The sequence below is a fragment of the Pseudomonas sp. IPO3747 genome (assembly GCF_013385245.1).
GTDB classification, from domain to species: Bacteria; Pseudomonadota; Gammaproteobacteria; order Pseudomonadales; family Pseudomonadaceae; genus Aquipseudomonas; species Aquipseudomonas edaphica.
This window is the reverse complement of the sequence record NZ_JACAQL010000002.1, coordinates 450,343-468,062: the sequence shown is the minus strand read 5'-3', so window position 1 is coordinate 468,062 and position 17,720 is coordinate 450,343. Positions and strand designations below refer to the sequence as shown.

The window sequence follows — 17,720 nt, the reverse complement described above, 5'->3', positions numbered from 1 at the left end:
CTACGCATGAAGCGATTGGCCGGACTTTCCGCACTTGCCTTGATTATCTCCAGCACCAGTGGCTGCGGTTGGGTATGGGGCCCGGAAGGCTACTTCCGTGACCGCGGCAGCGATTACCTGGAAGCCCAAGCAACCAAACCGATGCAACTGCCGCCGGACGTCAACGTCGCCAAGCGCCTTGACCCGTTGTTGCCGATTCCGCGCAACGTCGCCGATGACACCACCAAGGGCGAGTACGTAGTGCCACGCCCGCAGCCGATCTCGGCCGTGGCGGACACCAGCGACTACAGCCTGCAAAAGAGCGGCGACAACCGCTGGATCATGGCCCAACGCCCACCGGCTGAAGTCTGGCCAGTGGCGGTGCAGTTCTTCCAGGACAACGGTTTCAGCATTGATCAACAACGCCCGCAAACCGGTGAGTTCACCACGGCATGGCAGCATGGCAGCGAACTGTCCGCCAGCATGGCCAAGCGTCTGCAGGCGAGCGGTGTAGCGCCCGACAGCGAAGCCCGTGTGCGTGTGCGCATCGAGCCAGGCGTGCAGCGCAATACCAGTGAAGTCTACGTGGTGAGCGCCGAGCGTCCTGCCGGCAGCACTGCCAACGTCGATTTCACCCCGCGTTCGGTCAACATGGGCGTAGACGCCGCGTTGGTCGACGAGATGCTGGCCAGCATGAGCCGTATCTCCGAGAAGGGCGGTTCGGTTTCCCTGCTCGCCGCCGGTAACTTCGACACGCCTAACCGCGTCAGCCTCACCGAAGACGGCAGCGGCAACGTGGTGCTCACCCTGGGTGAAGACCTCGACCGTGCCTGGGCCAGTGTTGGCCGTGCGTTGGAGCAAGGTCCATGGCGCGTTGAAGACATCAACCGCAGCCTGGGCCTGTACTACATCAACGTAGCGGAAAAGGCCGAGAAGAAAGACGACGAGCCAGGTTTCTTCGGCAAGTTGTTCGGCAGCAAGCCGACCAAGGAAGAGATCGAAACACGTGCCGAGCGTTACCAGGTTCGTTTGAGCAAGGTGGGCGAGAGCGTACAAGTGACCGTCGAGAAGAACATCAACACCGTTGCGCCGGCTGAAACAGCGCGCAAAGTGTTGGGCGTGATTCAGGACAACCTGGGCTGACCCGATGCGTTTTGCCGTTCTCGGCAGCGGTAGCCAAGGGAACGGCACGCTGGTCGCACATGACGACACGTATGTGCTGGTGGATTGTGGTTTCTCGTTAAAAGAAACCGAGCGGCGCCTGCTGCGCCTGGGGGTTCACCCCTCGCAGCTGAGCGCAATTGTGGTGACCCACGAACATGCCGACCACGTGCATGGCGTGGGTTTGCTGTCTCGGCGCTACAATCTTCCGGTGTACCTGAGTCGCGGCACCTTGCGCGGGATGCGCAAACCCATAGAACCCGCAGGCTTCCTGGCCGGTGGCGAGACGCTGCAGATCGGTGCGTTGAGCATTGACGTAGTTGCCGTAGCGCACGACGCCCAGGAACCGACGCAGTATGTATTCAGTGGCGGTCAGCGGCGTTTCGGCGTGCTCACCGACCTGGGCTCCTACTGCTCCAAGGTGCTGGACGGTTACCGTGACCTCGATGCCTTGATGATCGAGTCCAACCACTGCCGCGACCTGCTGGCACGTGGTCATTACCCCTACTTTCTCAAGCAGCGGGTAGGCGGCGAACTGGGACATTTGAACAACCACCAGGCGGCGTACCTGGTGTATGAGTTGGGCTGGCAAGACTTGCAACACCTGGTCCTGGCCCACCTGAGCAGCAAGAACAACCTGCCTGCGCTTGCGCGGCAATGTTTTGTCGACACCCTTGGGTGCGACCCGGACTGGCTGCAACTGGCCGATCAAGATTCAGGGCTCGACTGGCGACACATCGCCTAGCCCACCATTTAGCAAGCGGAGCCCATCATGGAAAAACGTGAAGAACTCTACCGCGGCAAAGCCAAGTCGGTATACAAGACCGACGACGCCAACCGCCTGATCCTGCTGTTTCGCAACGACACCTCGGCGTTCGACGGCAAGCGCATCGAACAGCTTGATCGCAAAGGCATGGTGAACAACAAGTTCAACGCCTTCATCATGCAAAAACTCGAAGCGGCCGGCATTCCGACCCAATTCGACAAACTGCTGGGCGATAACGAGTGCCTGGTCAAGAAGCTCGACATGATCCCGGTCGAATGCGTCGTGCGTAACTACGCCGCCGGCAGCCTGGTCAAGCGCCTGGGCGTGGAAGAGGGCCTCAAGCTCAACCCTTACACCTTCGAACTGTTCCTGAAGGACGACGCCAAGGGCGACCCGTTCATCAACGAATCCCACGTGGTGGCATTCGGCTGGGGCACCGCTGAGCAACTGGTACGCATGAAGGAGTTGTCCCTCAAGGTCAACGACGTGCTGAGCAAGCTGTTCGACGACGCAGGCCTGCTGCTGGTCGACTTCAAACTCGAATTCGGCGTGTTCCACGACGGCACCATCGTCCTGGGCGACGAATTCAGCCCGGACGGCTGCCGCCTGTGGGACAAAGCCACCAAGAAAAAGATGGACAAAGACCGCTTCCGCCAAGGCCTCGGTGACGTCATCGAAGCCTACGAAGAAGTCGCCAACCGTCTCGGCGTACCGCTGTAACCGACGCAAGCATCTGATAGCACGGAAAAAAATCGCTTTTTTGGTTTGCTTTCGCGAAACACACTGTTATGATGCGCGCCGTTGGAGAGATGCCAGAGTGGCCGAATGGGACGGATTCGAAATCCGTTGTACCTTCACCGGTACCTAGGGTTCGAATCCCTATCTCTCCGCCATTATTGAATAACGAAAAACCCCCGATAACTTAATTGTTGTTGGGGGTTTTTTGTTTGGGGCAGAAATGTCGAGGCGATTTCTGCTACGGTCATTCATCAGATGACACGTGGAGCGCAACATGAACGTTGAGCAAGTGTTGGCTCACTTATTGGCCGGTATTCCTGATCTGATCGCGGTTTATGTCTTTGGCAGTCAGGCGACAGGCGAGGCACATGCTGACAGCGATCTGGACTTGGCAGTGCTTGTTGCGGGCTCTGTGGATCCGCTGCTGTTGTGGCGGTTAGCTGGAGAGCTTGCTGACATTGTGGCGGTGCCCGTTGATTTACTCGACCTGCGGGCGGCGTCCACCGTCATGCAATATCAAGTCATAACAACAGGGCGCAGGCTCTGGAACAAGGACAGCCAAGCAGGTATTTTCGAGAGTTACATCCTCAGCGAAAAAACCGAGCTGGACACTGCAAGGGCAGGGTTGCTGGCCGATATCCAGAAGGAAGGGAAAGTGCATGGTCGATGATGTGCTCATCAACAAAGCGTCGAGCATTGAGCGTTGTGTCGCTCGCGCTCGCGAGGAATACGACAAGAACCCCACCAGTTTCGCTACTGATTTCACCCGTCAGGATGCGGCGATTCTTAATATTCAGCGTGCGTGTGAGGCCGCTCTGGATATGGGGCAGCATCTAATTCGACGTGAACGACTGGGTGTTCCTCAGGGTGCTCGAGACGTGTTTGAGTTGCTGTCACGAGGCGGTTGGGTCCAATCGTCTCTGCTGACCAACCTGAAAAACATGGTCGGTTTCCGCAATATCGCAGTGCATGAGTATCAAACGCTTCAGTTGCCGATCACTGTTGCAATCATCACTCAGCATTTAGGTGATTTTCTGGCATTTAGCGCATTTATCCTGACTAAGGATGCAGGGCAGTCAGCGGTTGTCGCAGATACTGGGTTCATTTGAACGAGCTTGACTTGGTCCCCCTGGGCTTTCTGTCCAAGCGCAATATTGCGAAGGATGTCAGATCTACTGCTAGCTCAAACGCTCGCCCGCTTTACGATAAGCCTGTTCACGCTCCCGTTTATCAATGGCCACCACCACCACTGTGATTTCCTGATCGATCACCTGATAAACCAGCCTGTAACCGCTGCTGCGTAGCTTGATTTTGTAGCAGTCGGGCAGGTCATGCAGGCGATTGGCTTCAATACGTGGGTTGTTCAGGATGGCCGCCAGCTTCTTTTTGAGCTGCTGACGAATGGTGTCGCCGAGCTTTTGCCACTCCTTCAATGCACGCGCATCGAAATCAAGGCTATAGGTCATCTATAGAAACCTTTACCCGTTGAGGCGATGCTAATCGTTCCCGGACGGTGGCCATCAACGCTTCATCTTCCTCAGTCATCAGAACGGGCTTGAAAGGTAGCTGGCCGCGATCCGCCACGTATTGCAGGGCCTGGCGCATCAGTTCGGAAGGCGTAACGCCGAGCTTTTCCAGTTCGAGATAGGCGCGCGCTTTCAGGTCGTCATCGATACGGATGCTTATAGTCGCCATGGGAAAGATCCTCGTGTAATGACGTTGGTCATTACATTGGATCAAGAGGGGCTTATTGGCAAGCCTGTCGGGATGTATGGCGTTCGCATACTCCCTTGTTAGCGCGTCACAATGTCCATGTGTCATAGAGGCTCCTCAGCACACCAGCGATCTTTTTTAGGCTAGCCCAGGGGCTTGGGTACACAAGCTTCATTTTGGGAACACTCATTACTGAGCATTTCCAAAAGCGTGACTCCCGGTGGCATTGGCTCTGCAGCTATCATGGGCCTCGCGCAATTGATCGAGAATGCTCAGGCATTGGTCGACGCTGCACTTGAGCGTCATGCCCAACGGATAAACCAGGCAACTATCCCTCTACCCCTGAAACAAAAAAAGCCTGCCGAGCTCAATGCTCAGCAGGCTTTTTAGTGGTTACCGAGTCGTGTCAGCCCGGCTGCGCAGCCAAGCTATTACTCACATTACGCCCCAACACCAGCACGGTCACAAACCCAAGCCCCACCAGCGCCGTGGCCAGGCTCAAGAGCATTGCGCTGCCCATTTGGTCCACGATCCGGCCGCCAAAGAATGAACCCAGGGCGATGATCACTTGGAACAGGGCAACGAACAGCGGCATGCCGCGTTCGACGTCTTTAGGTGCGACCACAAACATCCAGATACTCGCGCAGGCCGGGAAGGCGCCGAAGGCGAAGCCCCAGAGTGCGATCAGCATCGCGGCGCCGGTCATGCCGGTGGCGAAGTGAGGGAACAGCGCGGTGCTGGTGCCGATCATCAGCGCGACCAGCAGCAGGGTGTGACGCACGCTGCGGTTGGCGGCGAAACCGGCAAAGACGTTGCCCATCACGCCGGCCACGCCATACAGCAGCAACAGAGAGCCGATGGTCGGTCCGTCGAAGCCGGAACTGTTTTTGAAGAACGGCGCGACATAGGTGTAGGCAGCAAAGTGCGCCAGGCCGATCAGCAGCACGGCGATCAAGCCGACCCGCGCTTGTGGGTTGATAAACAAGGCCGGCAGGTCACGGATCTGGATGGCCTTTTCCGGGGTGAGTCGCGGCAGCAGGAACACCTGCGCCAGCAGCACCGGCACGCCGACAATCGCGGTCACCAGGAAGGTCATGCGCCAGCCCATCAGGCCACTGAGCCAGGTGCCGACGGGTACGCCCAGCACGGTGGCCAGGGTCACGCCCATCATGATGATCGAGGTAGCCTTCGCTACGCCTACGCCCTTGGGCGCCAAGCGGCCGCTGAGGGCAATGGCCGTGGCCCAGAAGCCGCCGATGCTGATGCCGAGCAGGACACGGCCGAACAGCAGCAGGCTGAAGTCGCTGGCGTAGGCCACTACCGTGTTGGCGATGATCATGATCAGCGTCAGGCCGATCAGCAGGTAACGACGGTCCATGCCGCCAATGATCACCGACAGCAACGGCGCGGCGAGGGCGGCCATGATGCCGGGCAGCGTGACCATCAGGCCAGCGTGACCGGCACTGATGCCCAGGTCGCTGGCGACGTCATTGAGCACGCCCACCGGCAGAAACTCACTGGTTACCAGGGCGAAAGCGCCTACGGCGACCGAGAGAATCGCCAGCCACTGCTGTTTGACACTTTGTTGATTATGTTCGGGACGGCCGCTGTGGGCCTGGCTGGGGCTTGGCATAGTGTCGGTTCCAGAAGGAATGTCGCCTGAAGCCAGGCGAAGGGGAGGGAAAGTGGAGGCGATTATAGGAACCGGTGCTGGCAATCACACAGGCGCTCGTTTCGATAATAACCATCAGTGCAATCGATTCGACGCTCTGGGACGGCCTTGATGGTCGGTGAGCCAGCCTGCTATGGCAAGTAGCCTTGTGGCGAGCAGGCTTTTTGTGGCGAGCAGGCTTGCCCTGCGTTGGGCTGCGTAGCGGCCCTAAAACCTGCCACCGTGATCCCCCCCTGACACTCGGCGCCTGGGATGGGGCGGCTTCGCCGCCCAACGCAGGGCAAGCCTGCTCGCCACAACAAGCCTGCTTGCTACATCAAGGACAACAGGCCTGCTTGCCACAGTGACAGTGTTTACGGTTGAGCGGCGGTCTCTGCGGTCGTATTTGTACTCTGCGCGGTCATCTGGTCATGGAGTTTGCGGGCAACGCCCAAACGCGAGAGCTTGGTCAAAATACAGAAGACCGCACATATCGACAGGCAGGCAATGAACAGCAAAAAGCCTTTTTGCTCTTTCAACCCGGTTTTTACATTTTCACCATAAGTGGGCGAAAGAAATAGCGTGCAAATGGTATTGATGGTGCTTTCCGAGAAGTCCTCGTTATAGAACTTTTCCAGTGCCGTTGGTGATTTGCACTCGTCCACAGACAGCGTTTCGCTGGGCCAGAAGTGGAATTTGGCGTTGTTTTCCGACAGATAGAAAGACGGCACATCCGAGGCTTTTTTCAAGGACACCATCAGGTAGCTGGAGTCAGCCAATGGCGGCGTGATGCTGATAATCGCCAGGAAAAAGGCGCCCAACCCCAAAAACCAATTACGCTTGAAGGGGGTGATCATTGCCTCTTTAAGCGATAACTGAGTGAAGTCTTTCCAGTCAATGTACTTTCTGATCCTGGCCACATCGTTGTAACTGAAGTTGTTGTCAGTGATCCACTGATCGGCTTGCCGCGCGTGTTCCAGGTTTTGCGCGGGGATATTGAATTCGAACCGATAATATTCAACTTCGCGCAGGTCTTTGCGGGTGGCTTCATATTTTGGGTTTTCAAACGTGGTCGAGCCACCGAAGAACCGCCACATCAAGTCACGCAGAAAAATCAGCGAGCCTGAGCGCGAGTAGATATATAAAACCAGCGCACATATTGCCAGGCCACTGAGCAGCCCGACGATGGCGGCATAGTTTTGAAACGTCCATGTGACGATATTATCGTTGAGTACAGGTTGGGACATGCAGGGTCATCCTTGAAGGGTTATTAGAGCGGTGCGTCAGCGAAGTTGCTGTGACTGGCCGGGCGAAAATCTAATAAAAACAAGACGACTTTTCAAACATTATCATTGCGTTGAACTTCGAACTGGGCGGGTACTACATAACGCTGGAATCTTTCTTACGTGGTTTAAAAACAAAGGCTACAGCCAGTTCGTTGCGAACGGATATTTAACTCACTATCTTCTGACTACGAGACGTTCACTCGTAGGCTTTCCCCTCAAACGCAAAGGAAATGCACCATGAGCAAAAACACCAAAAAGACCTCCAGCACCCTGGCGACGTTGGCCGCCGAAACCTTGAATAATCCAAACGCCTCGGCCATAGCCAAGAGCCTGGCTGCGTCGGCGCTGTCCCAGACCGGTACTGATAAGCAGACGAGTGCACACATGGAGGAAAAGGCCGGCAAAGCCCTTCAAAGCGATAAATACAGTGAGGAAACCAAGTCCTTGGCGGCCTCAGTCCTGTCCCAAGCCAACAAAGAGCGGGGAAACTGAGTCATAAAAACCGCATAAAAACGCCCCGTCGTTGAATCAGCGACGGGGCTTCTTGGTTTCCCGATCAGCAAAAATTATTTGCCCCCCACCGAATAACTTTCGCCACTGCGGTGTTCACTTCACAGACCACCCAGGAAACGCCCATGAACACAGCATCCGACCGCTACGACCGCCTGACCCGCAGCTTCCACTGGCTGACCGCCGCCGTGGTGATCTTCATGTTTGCCAGTGCGCATATCTGGGAAAACCTGGAGAAGGGCACACCACTGCGCAAGGGCCTGCAAGCGGTGCATATCTCTTTAGGTATCGTCATGGCGCTGTTGATTGCCGCGCGGATTGTGTGGCGTATGTTCGGCGGCAATCGGCCCAAGGCCGACAGTCACCCGGCGCTTAACCTGCTGGCGAAATTGGCGCATGGTTGCCTGTACCTGTTGCTGGTGTCGCAGATTGTGTTGGGCTTCCTGTTTCGCTGGGCTCAAGGTGAACCCTTCAATTTTTTCGGACTGTTTGCCGTGCCCGCGCCTTTTGTGATCGATCATGCCTGGCGGGGCACCTTGGGCGGCCTGCATAACAATGTGGCCTGGGCGATCATCTTGCTGGCGGGCGTGCATGCCATAGCTGCGCTCTGGCATCACTACGTGCTGGGCGACAGCACCTTGCGCCGGATGTTGCCGGGCGCACGCAATGCGCTTTAACAGTGATGTTTCCTCCCTATCATTACGGAGTAAGACAACCATGAAGGCTCGCCACGAACACCCTGTCACCTACCGCACCGCGCTGGTCTTCGGCGCTTGCCTGGCCGCCGCTTTGCTCGCAGGCCAGGCCCACGCCTCCGGCGATGAGTCGGCCCCGCCCAAGCCCAACTGCCCCAAGGGCCAGGTCTGGGACACCAAGACCGGCAAGTGCGTGCTGCAAACCAGCAAGGCCACCTCCGACGCCGACCGCACCGATTACGCCTACCGCCTGGCCAAGGATGGGCGCTTTGATGAGGCGCTGGCCTTGCTCGACACTCTGCAAAATCCCAACACCGCCAAGGCCCTCAACTATCGCGGCTACGCCACGCGCAAGCTGGGGCGCACCGATGAAGGCATCGGTTATTACCTGAAGTCGGTCGCGCTTGACCCCAACTACGCACAGGTTCGCGAGTACCTGGGCGAGGCCTATGTGATCAAGGGCCGGGTCGACCTGGCGCAAGAGCAACTGGTGAAAATCAAAGCCTTGTGCAGTACCACCTGCGAAGAATACGAAGACCTGGCCGCAGCCATCGCCGCAGCGCCACAGGCTTGAACGCCGTGAACCTGTCCGCAGGAGGCAGCCATCGTTCGGGACGCTGAGTTTCGCCGCGAGTTGGGCCAATTGTTGCCACGCTTGTGGCGATACGGTTGGGTGTTGTCGCGGCAAAAGCACCTGGCCGAAGATCTGGTGCAAGCCACCTGCGTAAGGGCCTTGGAGCGTGCCGGGCAATTCGTGGCCGGCACGCGCCTGGATCGCTGGTTGCTGGCGATCATGCACTCGATCTGGCTCAACGAACTGCGCTCGCAACGGGTGCGGCAAGGGCAGGGGTTTGTTGATGCCGAGCAGGTGCTGTCGTTTGATGGCGAGCGCCAGGCGCAGGAACAGATACTGGCCGCACAAGTGATCAAGCGCGTTAACGGTTTGCCCGAAGCGCAGCGCGAAACGGTGTTTCTGGCGTATGTCGAAGGGCTTTCATACAAGGAAATTGCCGAAATCCTGCAGATACCTATCGGCACAGTGATGAGCCGGTTGGCGGCCGCCCGCATTAAGCTGGCCGAAGCCGCCTCCCCAACAGCCCGGCAGGATAAAGCCAACGGAGAACGGCGATGAGCCACACTGACACACCGTCCGATGAGCAGTTATCGGCTTATCTGGATGGCGAACTGAGCGCAGACCAACATCAACGGATCGCCGACCAGGCCAGCGCTGACCCGGCGCTTGCCGCACGCCTGGACGCATTGCGCTGCGCTGACTTGCCGTTCAAGGCCGCCTTCGACACGGTGCTGGAACACGCCCCGACTGAACGCCTGCACGCAATGCTCAACGCCTTGCCACCGGCGCCGCCCCAAGCCTGGAGCCGTCGGCGTTTTCTTGCCGTGGCTGCGAGTTTCGCAGTAGCTGGCGTGGCGGCCGATCGCCTGTTCTTGGGGTGGCAACGTACTGAACCCGGCCAAGGCTGGCGGGCCTCGGTGGCCGAATACATGGCCTTGTACACGCCCCAGACCCTGGAAAACCTCAGCCTCGACCCGGCCTCCCACACGGCCCAGTTGACCGCCGTGGGCGCACAACTGGGCGTGTCGTTATCGCCTGAGTCCGTGAGCCTGCCTGGCGCCGAATTCCGACGGGCGCAGATCCTCGACTATGACGGCGTGTTGATCGGTCAACTCACCTACCTCGACCCACGCCACGGGCCTTTGGCACTGTGCATCACCGCCAGTAAAAAGGGCATGCAGCCGTTGGCCAGCGAACAGCGCCGAGGCCTGAACGTGGTGTATTGGGCCAACCCTGCCCACGCTTTCATGCTGATTGGGAAAAACCCGGTTGAGGATTTGCAGCACATGGCCATTGGTGTCGAGAGCCGCTTGCCGGCCTGACCTCAGTGAGTCGTCGTCCGCAGCGCGTCGCCGTGCTCGACACCGACCTGCACCACGGTCAAGGTTTCCAGGAGATTTTCTACGAGCGGGACGACGTGTTGTATGTGTCCATCCACGGCGCCCGTGAAGCCGTGTTCTTCGACAAGCTCGAACTGGCCCTGCGGCGCTGAAGGACTTTTCGGCGGATGCGCTGGGGTTGTCCCTGGGCTTTGAAATTTGCGAGCTGGACCCGCAAAGCAAAGTCGCGGTGACGCGCGTCTGGCGAGAGGTGGTGTCGCGATAGAAGATGTCCTGTTGATTTTATGACAGGTTCGCGAGCATTCAAATTGGCCCGTACTGCAAAATTTTTTAAGGCGACAGCGTGCGAGTCTCAGGCGTCAACTCCAACACCCGATTCCTCCCGCCTTCCGCCAGCAGGTAAGTGCCTCGATTCGTCGGCACAATTGACTGCGGCGCCTTCAGGAACGACAAAATCGTCTGTTGCCGCCCCTGTTTATCAATGAGCAGCAATCTTGCTCGGTGCGTCGAATCTTCATTCACCCACAGCCCGCGCTCATCGCACATCAAGAACGTGGGTTTGTTCAAGCCTGCCAGCACCACCGGATCGCTGCCGTCGTCGGTCAGTTCGCGCACCACGCCTTTTTTCTTTTCGGTGTAGAGCATTCGGCCGTCGGTGCAACGGGTGATGGACTCGCCTTCGTGCAGCTTGTCGCGTATGACAGTCAGCGATTGGTCACTCCAGCGGTAACGCAAAAGTCGCCCGTTGTCTTTGCGGTCTTCGATGGCGTAGAGGTCGTCGCCCTCGACCCACAGGCCTTGCACGTTTTCGCCGCGAAACAGCTCGGTCACCACGCCGTCCTTGAGAAAGCTGACCGGGGCGTCGCCGGTTTCCTGGCTGAACACCCAACCGCCATGGGTGGCGAACATGCCATCGGGCTTGGACAGGCTGCCCACCACCACGTCACGTCGCCCGTCGGGATGGATACGCACGATGCTGCCTTTGGCGTCATTGAGTTCCTGGCTGATCATCAGCGAGCCATCCGGCATGGGCATCAATGACGCGGCTTTGGGCACGTCACTGTGCACGGTTTGCACGCTCCAGCCGGTCGCCGCGCTGACGGGGTAGAAGCTTTGCCAGGCGAAAAAGCCCAGGGTCGCAACAGCCAGCAAGCCGGTCAGGCTTAACACCCAGCGCAAAGGTCGACGCGGGTTTGGGGTGTCAGTCATTTTTTCTTCCTTGTTTTTGGGCGCGCCGTCGTTGGGCGTGATGCTTGCTCTCACCCATGATTCTGAAATTGGGCGGCGTAATCCTGGCCGCCGTAAAACACGCCCAGGATCGACACGGCTTCAGTCTCGGCGGCCACGCTGAATGCGATGGCGGTGGTGTGCCGGTAATGGGTGATGCGCAAGGCAGGCAGCAGGTCGTTACGGCATTTACCGCGCAATGGAAACACACTGAGGCTGTCGCAGTAGCCGATGATGTTGTCGATAAAACGTGCTGCAGCATCGGGGGCTTCGGTTTTGCTGATGTAGTCTTCAAGGGCGTCCAGTTGGGCTAACGCCTCAGGCGCAAAGGCTACCGTATAGCTCACGGTTTTTCTGTACCGGTTCGCTGGCGTTTGGCTGCCATGTGTTCGCGAACCTGCTCGGTGGAGAGCGCTCGGCCAGGGGCTGCCTCGAGAGCGGCGGCGGCGGAGATCACCTGGTCGCGCAACCAGTCTTCCATGGCGCGATCACGGGCCATCAGCGCCCTGAGGCCGTCGCGTATCACTTCACTTTCGCTCGCATATTCACCGGAGGTGACCTTGGCTTTGACCAGGGCGGCCATCTCGAGTGGCAAGGTAATGCTCATTTGCTGGGTTGAGCGCATGTCGAAGCCTGCGGACAGTGGGTAGGATTCAATCCTACTCGACCACTGGCGTGTTGCAAGGAGCAACTGACCGATGTCGGTGTCCGGCATCTCATCGTCGATCCAAAATAGGTAGGGGTTCTGGCAGGTTTCCATGAGCGTTTCTCTCTCCTGTTGAGTAACTCAGGTTGCAAGTATTGACGCTTTTCAGCGATTGCGTGGCGCCACTCAGCCAATAACGCACTGATATGTATGACTTCATATTTGTAGCAGGGTTATTAACGCCAACCGCCCTCGGCACGCATGGCGCCTTACCCCCGGCCATACGATAATGCCCCCCAAATCGACCACACTGGCCCATCCCCCGTGATCATCAACTTCGACCTCAACGACCTCCAAGCCTTCCGCGCCGTGGTAGACAAGGGCAGTTTTCGCGGCGCCGCCGAGGCCATCCGCATCTCACAGCCAGCCCTTAGCCGGCGTATCGAAAAACTTGAATCGGCCCTCGACGTCAAGCTGTTCGAACGCACCACGCGCCGGGTCAGCCTGACCATGGTCGGGCGCGCGTTTCTGCCTCAGGTGGAGCGCATTCTCGACGACCTCGACATCGCCTTGATGGGTATCAGTAACGTCGCCTCCACGCGCATGGGCAACGTGACCATCGCCTGCGTGCCGTCCACCGCGTATTACTTCATGCCCCACGTGATCTCCGAATTTCACAAGCTATACCCGAAGATTCGCCTGCGTGTGCTGGATGCCAGCGCCGGTGAGGTGTGCAATGCGGTGGAAAGCGGTGAGGCGGATTTCGGCGTGAGTTTCAGCGGCAGCCTGGCCGATGAAGTGGAGTTCGAGTTGCTGTTCCAGGAGCGCTATGTGCTGGCCTGCCGCCGTGACCATGAGTTGGCCGAACGCGACAGCGTAAGCTGGGCCGAAGCCTACGAGCACGACTACATCACCGTCGACAAAACGTCGGGCAACCGCTTCCTGCTGGACCAGGCTTTGCGCGGCGTGCGGGTGAAAAAGCCGAGTATCTGCGAGACCCACCACGTGACCACCATGATCGGGCTGGTGGAGGCGGGGCTGGGCGTGGCGATGGTACCGTCGATTGCGATGCCGGCGTGCGAACACCCGATTCTGGTGAGTGTGCCGCTGATCGAGCCGCAGGTGATGCGCCATGTGGGCTTGATAAAACGCCGCGGGCGGACATTGCCGCCAGCGGCGCTGGAGTTGGAGCGGTTGGTGCGCGAGATGCCGTTTCGGTCAGTGTGAAACCGAGTCCAGGCCGGTGGATTGCACCACCGGTTGCGCTTCGGGCGAGGCCAGGAACTGCAGCAACGCCTTGGCCTGGGCCGGGTGTTCGGCGTTGACCGGAATGCCCGCCGCAAAGCGCGTCACCGACTGCACGTCTTCCGGGATCTTGCCCACGTAGGTCACGCCCGGCACCGGCAACAATTCCGCCACTTGCTGCAGGCCCACCTCGTAATCACCCTTGGCGACCACTGACGCCACCGGGATGCGTTCGATCATGCTGCCCTTGGCGGGCATGCCGAGCTTCTTGAACAGCTCCTTCTCGACATACACACCGCTGGCGCTGTCCGAATACGCCACGGACTTGGCCTGGCTCAGCACTGCCTTCAGCTCGGCATCGGTGCCGATCGCAGGTTTGGCTGCGCCGGCTTTGACCACCAGGCCGATGCGCGAATCCGCCAGTTCCACACGGGACGCCGGGTCGACCTTGCCTTGTTTGATCAAGTCATCCAGGGCATAGCCGACCATGATCACCACATCGGCGTGTTCGCCACGGGCCAGGCGGTTGGGGATCGCCTCCGGCGCCTTGCCCATCGACGGGCCGAGGATGGTGTCCAGGGTGTCGCCGCTGTGCTCGGCATATTGCGGGCCGAGCAGTTTATAGGCGGCGGTGAAACCGCCGGAGGTCATCACCTTGAGCTGTTCGGCCTGGGCCGTCAGCGCCAGGGCGCCGAGGGCCAGGGCCGTCAGGGTTTTCAATAGCGTCTTCATTACACCGCCCCCTGCATGACTTGGCCACGCGTGTTGGCACGACGGTACAGCGCCAGGGTCGAGCACAGCGCGCACAACGCGGCAAACATCATCCAATAGGCCGGCGAGGCTTTGTCGCCAGTGATGTGAATGAACCACGTGGAGATCGCCGGCGTGAAGCCACCGAAGATCGCCGTTGCCAGGCTATAGGCCAGGGAGAAGCCCGCCACCCGCACTTCCACCGGCATGATTTCGGTCAGCGCCGGGATCATCGCGCCGTTGTACATGCCGTACAGGAACGAGAACCACAGCAGGGTTTCGAGCATATGCGCAAAGCTTGGCGCACTGACCACGAACGACAGTGCCGGGTAGGCGGTGATCACGGTCAGGGCGGTCATTGCGACCAGCACCGGCTTGCGGCCAAAGCGGTCACTCAGGGTGCCGCCGATCGGCAGCCAGACAAAGTTCGACACGGCCACCAGCAAGGTCACCAGCAGGGCGTCGGAGGTGCTCAGTTGCAGCACGGTCTTGCCGAAGGTCGGCGCGTATACCGTGATCAAGTAGAACGCGGTGGTGGTCATGGCCACCATCAGCATGCCGCCGATTACCACACTCCAGTTTTTCACCAGGGTCGCCAGCACTTCGCGCATGGTCGGGCGATGCTTGCGGTTGGCGAACTCTTCGGTTTCCTGCAAGTTGCGACGCAGCACGAAGATGAACGGGATGATCACGCAGCCGAGGGCGAACGGAATGCGCCAGCCCCAATCGGCAACGACCGAGGGTTCCATCCACACATTCAGGCCGTAGCCCAGTGCGGCGGCCACCACGATGGAGATCTGTTGGCTGCCCGACTGCCAGCTGGTGTAGAAGCCTTTGCGGCCCGGCGTGGCCATTTCAGACAGGTAAACCGACACACCGCCCAGTTCTGCGCCAGCCGAGAAGCCTTGCAGCAGGCGGCCCAGCAGCACCAGCAACGGCGCCCACAGGCCAATGGTCTGGTACCCCGGCACGAGCACGATCAGCAACGTACCGCTGGCCATGATCGACAGGGTCACGATCAAGCCTTTGCGACGACCGACGTCATCGATATAGGCACCCAGGATAATCGCGCCCAGGGGCCGCATCAGGAAGCCTGCACCGAACACGGCGAAGGTCATCATTAATGACGCAAACTCATTAGCGGCGGGGAAGAACGCGGCAGCGATATAGGTGGCGTAGAAGCCGAACAGAAAGAAGTCGAACTGTTCGAGGAAGTTGCCCGAAGTAACGCGGAATACCGCACCAACTTTCGAGCGGGCAGAGTCGGGCCGGGAAGGGCTAGTCATGGTTTTGTGTCTCCAGCGTTCTTTTTAAAGTGCTTGTTTCGCTTAAGACCGCGGATAGTGGCTGACACATTTAGAAATGATAAGTGAGTAATTTGGATGCATTGATGCGTTTTGGCTATCAATCAGCAGGTCCGCCAAAATCTCACTGCTGTTCTATGCTTCAGAAGTGACCAATTTCTTATGGAAGGGAGGTGCGTATGGGTGACGAGCACAAACGTCAGGACGAGCCGGAGCACGAGCAGGCCCGGCGGCAACGCGAAGAAGACAAGCCGCAGACCTGGAAACATCCGGACGACGGCACCGAGCTGTCCGAGCGCGATCAGGAGCGACCGCTCAAGCCGTGAATTCCAAGGCGATGATGATCAAACTGTGGGAGCTGGCTTGCCTGCGATGGCGGCGGGTCAGTCTCTACATCTGTGCCTGACACACCGCTATCGCAGGCCAGCCAGCTCCCACAATGTTTCTGTGTTCAGCCCACTATCGGCGTACACAACTCCACCAGCGTGCCATCCGGGCAGCGCACATAAGACACCACTTGCCCCCAGGGCTTGGTGCTCGGTGGCGACAGCTCCTTCGCACCGTGTAACAGCGCCTTGGCATGGGCGACGAATACATCCTCGGTGACAAACCCCACCTCCATCCCCAGCGGCTTTCGGGAGGCGTGCGCCTCGACGTGCCCGCCGTCGAAGTTCATTTCGCCCAGTTCATGCGCGGCAAACGACAGCGTGGTGTCCCCCGTTTCCAGCTCGCCATAAGTGCCGGATTCATGCAAAAAGCGGCGACTGAACCCAAAGGCTGCTTCAAAGAATGCCAGTGACGCGGCAACGTCGGGCACATAGATAATGGTGTAGGCGAATTTCAAGATAGGCAGTCCTTGCAGAAAAAGTGACAGTTCATGAAGCCAATACTGAGATAGGAAAACCCCACGCCAGCACCCAATAGGCCACTGCCGCGGCCAGGCATAAGCCAATAAACACCCGCGTCAGTGTCCTGACGGTAGGGTTGGCAATGAGCCGGACGACCCAGAGGCAGAGCCCGGCCACGACCATGGCCAAGGCAATAATGAGCAGCACGATGGCGTTCCTTTGACCTTCAAGCGCTGATTTATAGTCCCAAAGGCGCTGGATGAACAGTGTTCACATAGACGCAGCCCCGCGGGCTTTCTAAACTGCGGCTTGTCTTGGGGAAAGGGGCAGGCGCCGATGAATCGCAATGAATTACGCAAGGCCGACATCAACCTGATGGTGGTCTTCGAAGCACTGATGCTCGAGCGCAATGTGACGCGGGTGGCAGAGAAGCTGTTTCTCGGCCAGCCGACCATCAGTTCGGCGCTCAACCGCTTGCGCACCTTGTTCAACGACCCACTGTTTATTCGCGTCGGTCACCGCATGGAGCCCACCGCGCGGGCCGAAGAGATCATCCAGCACCTGTCGCCGGCCCTGGACTCTTTGTCGTCGGCCTTGAGCCTGACCCACGATTTCGACCCGACCCAAAGCACCATGACCTTCCGCATCGGCCTGTCCGATGACGTCGAGTTCGGCCTGCTGCCGCCGCTGCTGCGGGCCTTGCGTCAGGAAGCGCCGTTGGTGGTGTTCGTGGTGCAACACGTCGATTACTGGCGCATCCCCGACCTGCTGGCTTCCGGCGATATCACCGTGGGCATCACCCAGACCCGCGGCCTGCCGGCCAATGCCAAGCGCAAGTTGTTGCGGCATATTCGCCCCTGCCTGTTGCGCGCCGATGCCTCGGACACACCGCTGACCCTCGACGAATATTGCGCCCGTCCCCATGTGCTGGTCTCTCACACCGCCAACGTGTCGGGGTTTGCCGACGAGTGGCTGGCCGAGATTGGTCGCAAGCGCCACGTGGTGCTGTCCGTACCTCAGTACAGCGCATTGCCGGCGTTGCTCGCCGGCACCGACATGATCGCCAGCCTGCCGGATTACACCGCCCACGCCATGGCCGCCGGCGGCAACCTGTTTTGCGAGCCGTTCCCGTTCGAAACCCCGACCCTGGACCTGTCCATGGTCTGGCTCAGCCACGTCGACACGGACCCTGCCGAACGCTGGATGCGTTCACGGCTGGAAGCGTTCATGAGTGAACGCGACAGGCTGCCGGTAATCGCGGAAAAATCTTGAGATAAGCCTTCAGGG

At 59.0% G+C, this 17,720-nt stretch carries 24 protein-coding genes, 1 tRNA gene and 1 pseudogene; 15 read left to right on the top strand and 11 right to left on the bottom strand.

Annotated elements, in window-relative coordinates; genetic code table 11:
- Positions 1-6 precede the first annotated feature (6 nt).
- From bamC to HX790_RS03425, 6 genes are all read left to right on the top strand, one after another.
- Positions 7-1,122, top strand: coding sequence for an outer membrane protein assembly factor BamC (bamC, locus tag HX790_RS03450; RefSeq protein WP_017137338.1), 1,116 nt, complete (start codon positions 7-9; stop codon positions 1,120-1,122).
- Between the two features lie 4 nt (positions 1,123-1,126).
- Positions 1,127-1,885 (top strand): MBL fold metallo-hydrolase, encoded by a 759-nt coding sequence (locus HX790_RS03445; protein ID WP_017137339.1) that lies wholly within the window; start codon positions 1,127-1,129, stop codon positions 1,883-1,885.
- A 27-nt stretch (positions 1,886-1,912) separates the two neighbouring features.
- Positions 1,913-2,626, top strand: a complete 714-nt coding sequence (purC, locus tag HX790_RS03440) for a phosphoribosylaminoimidazolesuccinocarboxamide synthase (protein WP_017137340.1) — start codon at positions 1,913-1,915, stop codon at positions 2,624-2,626.
- Between the two features lie 83 nt (positions 2,627-2,709).
- Positions 2,710-2,799 (top strand) — tRNA-Ser (locus HX790_RS03435).
- Between the two features lie 119 nt (positions 2,800-2,918).
- Positions 2,919-3,314, top strand: coding sequence for a nucleotidyltransferase domain-containing protein (locus HX790_RS03430; protein WP_017137341.1), 396 nt, complete (start codon positions 2,919-2,921; stop codon positions 3,312-3,314).
- Positions 3,304-3,753 carry a DUF86 domain-containing protein gene (locus tag HX790_RS03425; protein WP_017137342.1) on the top strand — a complete coding sequence of 150 codons (450 nt, stop codon included), beginning with the start codon at positions 3,304-3,306 and terminating at the stop codon, positions 3,751-3,753. The genes HX790_RS03430 and HX790_RS03425 overlap by 11 nt, the downstream gene beginning before the upstream one ends.
- A gap of 69 nt (positions 3,754-3,822) precedes the next feature.
- Here the strand turns inward: HX790_RS03425 and HX790_RS03420 are convergent, their stop codons facing one another.
- The 4 genes from HX790_RS03420 to HX790_RS03405 form a co-directional block, all read right to left on the bottom strand.
- Positions 3,823-4,110 carry a type II toxin-antitoxin system RelE/ParE family toxin gene (locus HX790_RS03420; protein WP_170040570.1) on the bottom strand — a complete coding sequence of 96 codons (288 nt, stop codon included), beginning with the start codon at positions 4,108-4,110 and terminating at the stop codon, positions 3,823-3,825.
- Positions 4,100-4,339, bottom strand: coding sequence for a type II toxin-antitoxin system RelB/DinJ family antitoxin (locus tag HX790_RS03415; protein WP_026013721.1), 240 nt, complete (start codon positions 4,337-4,339; stop codon positions 4,100-4,102). Before HX790_RS03415 ends, HX790_RS03420 begins: the two co-directional genes overlap by 11 nt.
- Before the next feature lie 424 nt (positions 4,340-4,763).
- Positions 4,764-5,990 (bottom strand): MFS transporter, encoded by a 1,227-nt coding sequence (locus tag HX790_RS03410; protein ID WP_017137346.1) that lies wholly within the window; start codon positions 5,988-5,990, stop codon positions 4,764-4,766.
- A 392-nt stretch (positions 5,991-6,382) separates the two neighbouring features.
- Positions 6,383-7,255 (bottom strand): DUF6216 family protein, encoded by an 873-nt coding sequence (locus HX790_RS03405; RefSeq protein ID WP_099548643.1) that lies wholly within the window; start codon positions 7,253-7,255, stop codon positions 6,383-6,385.
- A 276-nt stretch (positions 7,256-7,531) separates the two neighbouring features.
- Between HX790_RS03405 and HX790_RS03400 the strand changes: the two genes are divergently transcribed.
- From HX790_RS03400 to HX790_RS29720, 6 genes and pseudogenes are all read left to right on the top strand, one after another.
- Positions 7,532-7,786, top strand: a complete 255-nt coding sequence (locus HX790_RS03400; protein ID WP_017137348.1) for a hypothetical protein — start codon at positions 7,532-7,534, stop codon at positions 7,784-7,786.
- 143 nt (positions 7,787-7,929) lie between these two features.
- Positions 7,930-8,481 carry a cytochrome b gene (locus tag HX790_RS03395; RefSeq protein ID WP_017137349.1) on the top strand — a complete coding sequence of 184 codons (552 nt, stop codon included), beginning with the start codon at positions 7,930-7,932 and terminating at the stop codon, positions 8,479-8,481.
- Positions 8,482-8,521: 40 nt separating this feature from the next.
- A complete protein-coding gene (locus tag HX790_RS03390; protein WP_017137350.1) occupies positions 8,522-9,073 on the top strand; it encodes a tetratricopeptide repeat protein in 552 nt (183 codons plus the stop codon).
- A gap of 60 nt (positions 9,074-9,133) precedes the next feature.
- Positions 9,134-9,631: an RNA polymerase sigma factor gene (locus HX790_RS03385; RefSeq protein ID WP_017137351.1), complete on the top strand. Its 498-nt coding sequence runs from the start codon at positions 9,134-9,136 to the stop codon at positions 9,629-9,631.
- Positions 9,628-10,395: an anti-sigma factor gene (locus HX790_RS03380; RefSeq protein ID WP_176991236.1), complete on the top strand. Its 768-nt coding sequence runs from the start codon at positions 9,628-9,630 to the stop codon at positions 10,393-10,395. The genes HX790_RS03385 and HX790_RS03380 overlap by 4 nt, the downstream gene beginning before the upstream one ends.
- A 20-nt stretch (positions 10,396-10,415) precedes the next feature.
- A pseudogene (locus HX790_RS29720) lies at positions 10,416-10,651 on the top strand (histone deacetylase family protein); the annotation flags it as partial.
- Positions 10,652-10,743: 92 nt separating this feature from the next.
- Here the strand turns inward: HX790_RS29720 and HX790_RS03370 are convergent.
- The 3 genes from HX790_RS03370 to HX790_RS03360 are packed head-to-tail and all read right to left on the bottom strand — an operon-like array spanning position 10,744 to position 12,265.
- Positions 10,744-11,622, bottom strand: a complete 879-nt coding sequence (locus HX790_RS03370) for a hypothetical protein (protein WP_017137354.1) — start codon at positions 11,620-11,622, stop codon at positions 10,744-10,746.
- A gap of 50 nt (positions 11,623-11,672) precedes the next feature.
- Positions 11,673-11,987 (bottom strand): type II toxin-antitoxin system RelE/ParE family toxin, encoded by a 315-nt coding sequence (locus HX790_RS03365; protein WP_176991235.1) that lies wholly within the window; start codon positions 11,985-11,987, stop codon positions 11,673-11,675.
- A complete protein-coding gene (locus HX790_RS03360) occupies positions 11,984-12,265 on the bottom strand; it encodes a type II toxin-antitoxin system ParD family antitoxin (protein ID WP_176991364.1) in 282 nt (93 codons plus the stop codon). Before HX790_RS03360 ends, HX790_RS03365 begins: the two co-directional genes overlap by 4 nt.
- Positions 12,266-12,610: 345 nt before the next feature.
- Here HX790_RS03360 and HX790_RS03355 point away from each other — a divergent pair, with 345 nt between their 5' ends.
- The gene (locus HX790_RS03355; RefSeq protein WP_017137357.1) at positions 12,611-13,513 is read left to right on the top strand and encodes a LysR family transcriptional regulator; all 903 of its coding nucleotides are present in this window, start codon (positions 12,611-12,613) and stop codon (positions 13,511-13,513) included.
- Here the strand turns inward: HX790_RS03355 and HX790_RS03350 are convergent.
- Positions 13,505-14,263, bottom strand: coding sequence for a substrate-binding domain-containing protein (locus HX790_RS03350; RefSeq protein WP_017137358.1), 759 nt, complete (start codon positions 14,261-14,263; stop codon positions 13,505-13,507). The two genes, HX790_RS03355 and HX790_RS03350, sit on opposite strands and share 9 nt — an antisense overlap.
- The gene (locus HX790_RS03345; protein WP_017137359.1) at positions 14,263-15,567 is read right to left on the bottom strand and encodes an MFS transporter; all 1,305 of its coding nucleotides are present in this window, start codon (positions 15,565-15,567) and stop codon (positions 14,263-14,265) included. Before HX790_RS03345 ends, HX790_RS03350 begins: the two co-directional genes overlap by 1 nt.
- Positions 15,568-15,758: 191 nt before the next feature.
- Between HX790_RS03345 and HX790_RS03340 the strand changes: the two genes are divergently transcribed.
- Positions 15,759-15,911, top strand: coding sequence for a hypothetical protein (locus HX790_RS03340; protein WP_157786503.1), 153 nt, complete (start codon positions 15,759-15,761; stop codon positions 15,909-15,911).
- Between the two features lie 125 nt (positions 15,912-16,036).
- Here HX790_RS03340 and HX790_RS03335 read toward each other — a convergent pair whose 3' ends face one another.
- Both HX790_RS03335 and HX790_RS03330 read right to left on the bottom strand, forming a co-directional pair.
- Complete coding sequence (locus HX790_RS03335; protein ID WP_017137361.1) at positions 16,037-16,429, bottom strand: VOC family protein; 393 nt, start codon at positions 16,427-16,429, stop codon at positions 16,037-16,039.
- Positions 16,430-16,460: 31 nt separating this feature from the next.
- The gene (locus HX790_RS03330; RefSeq protein ID WP_176991234.1) at positions 16,461-16,640 is read right to left on the bottom strand and encodes a hypothetical protein; all 180 of its coding nucleotides are present in this window, start codon (positions 16,638-16,640) and stop codon (positions 16,461-16,463) included.
- A 129-nt stretch (positions 16,641-16,769) separates the two neighbouring features.
- On the opposite strand from HX790_RS03330, the gene HX790_RS03325 reads away from it, so the two are divergent.
- Positions 16,770-17,705 carry a LysR substrate-binding domain-containing protein gene (locus HX790_RS03325; RefSeq protein WP_017137363.1) on the top strand — a complete coding sequence of 312 codons (936 nt, stop codon included), beginning with the start codon at positions 16,770-16,772 and terminating at the stop codon, positions 17,703-17,705.
- Positions 17,706-17,720 lie beyond the last annotated feature (15 nt).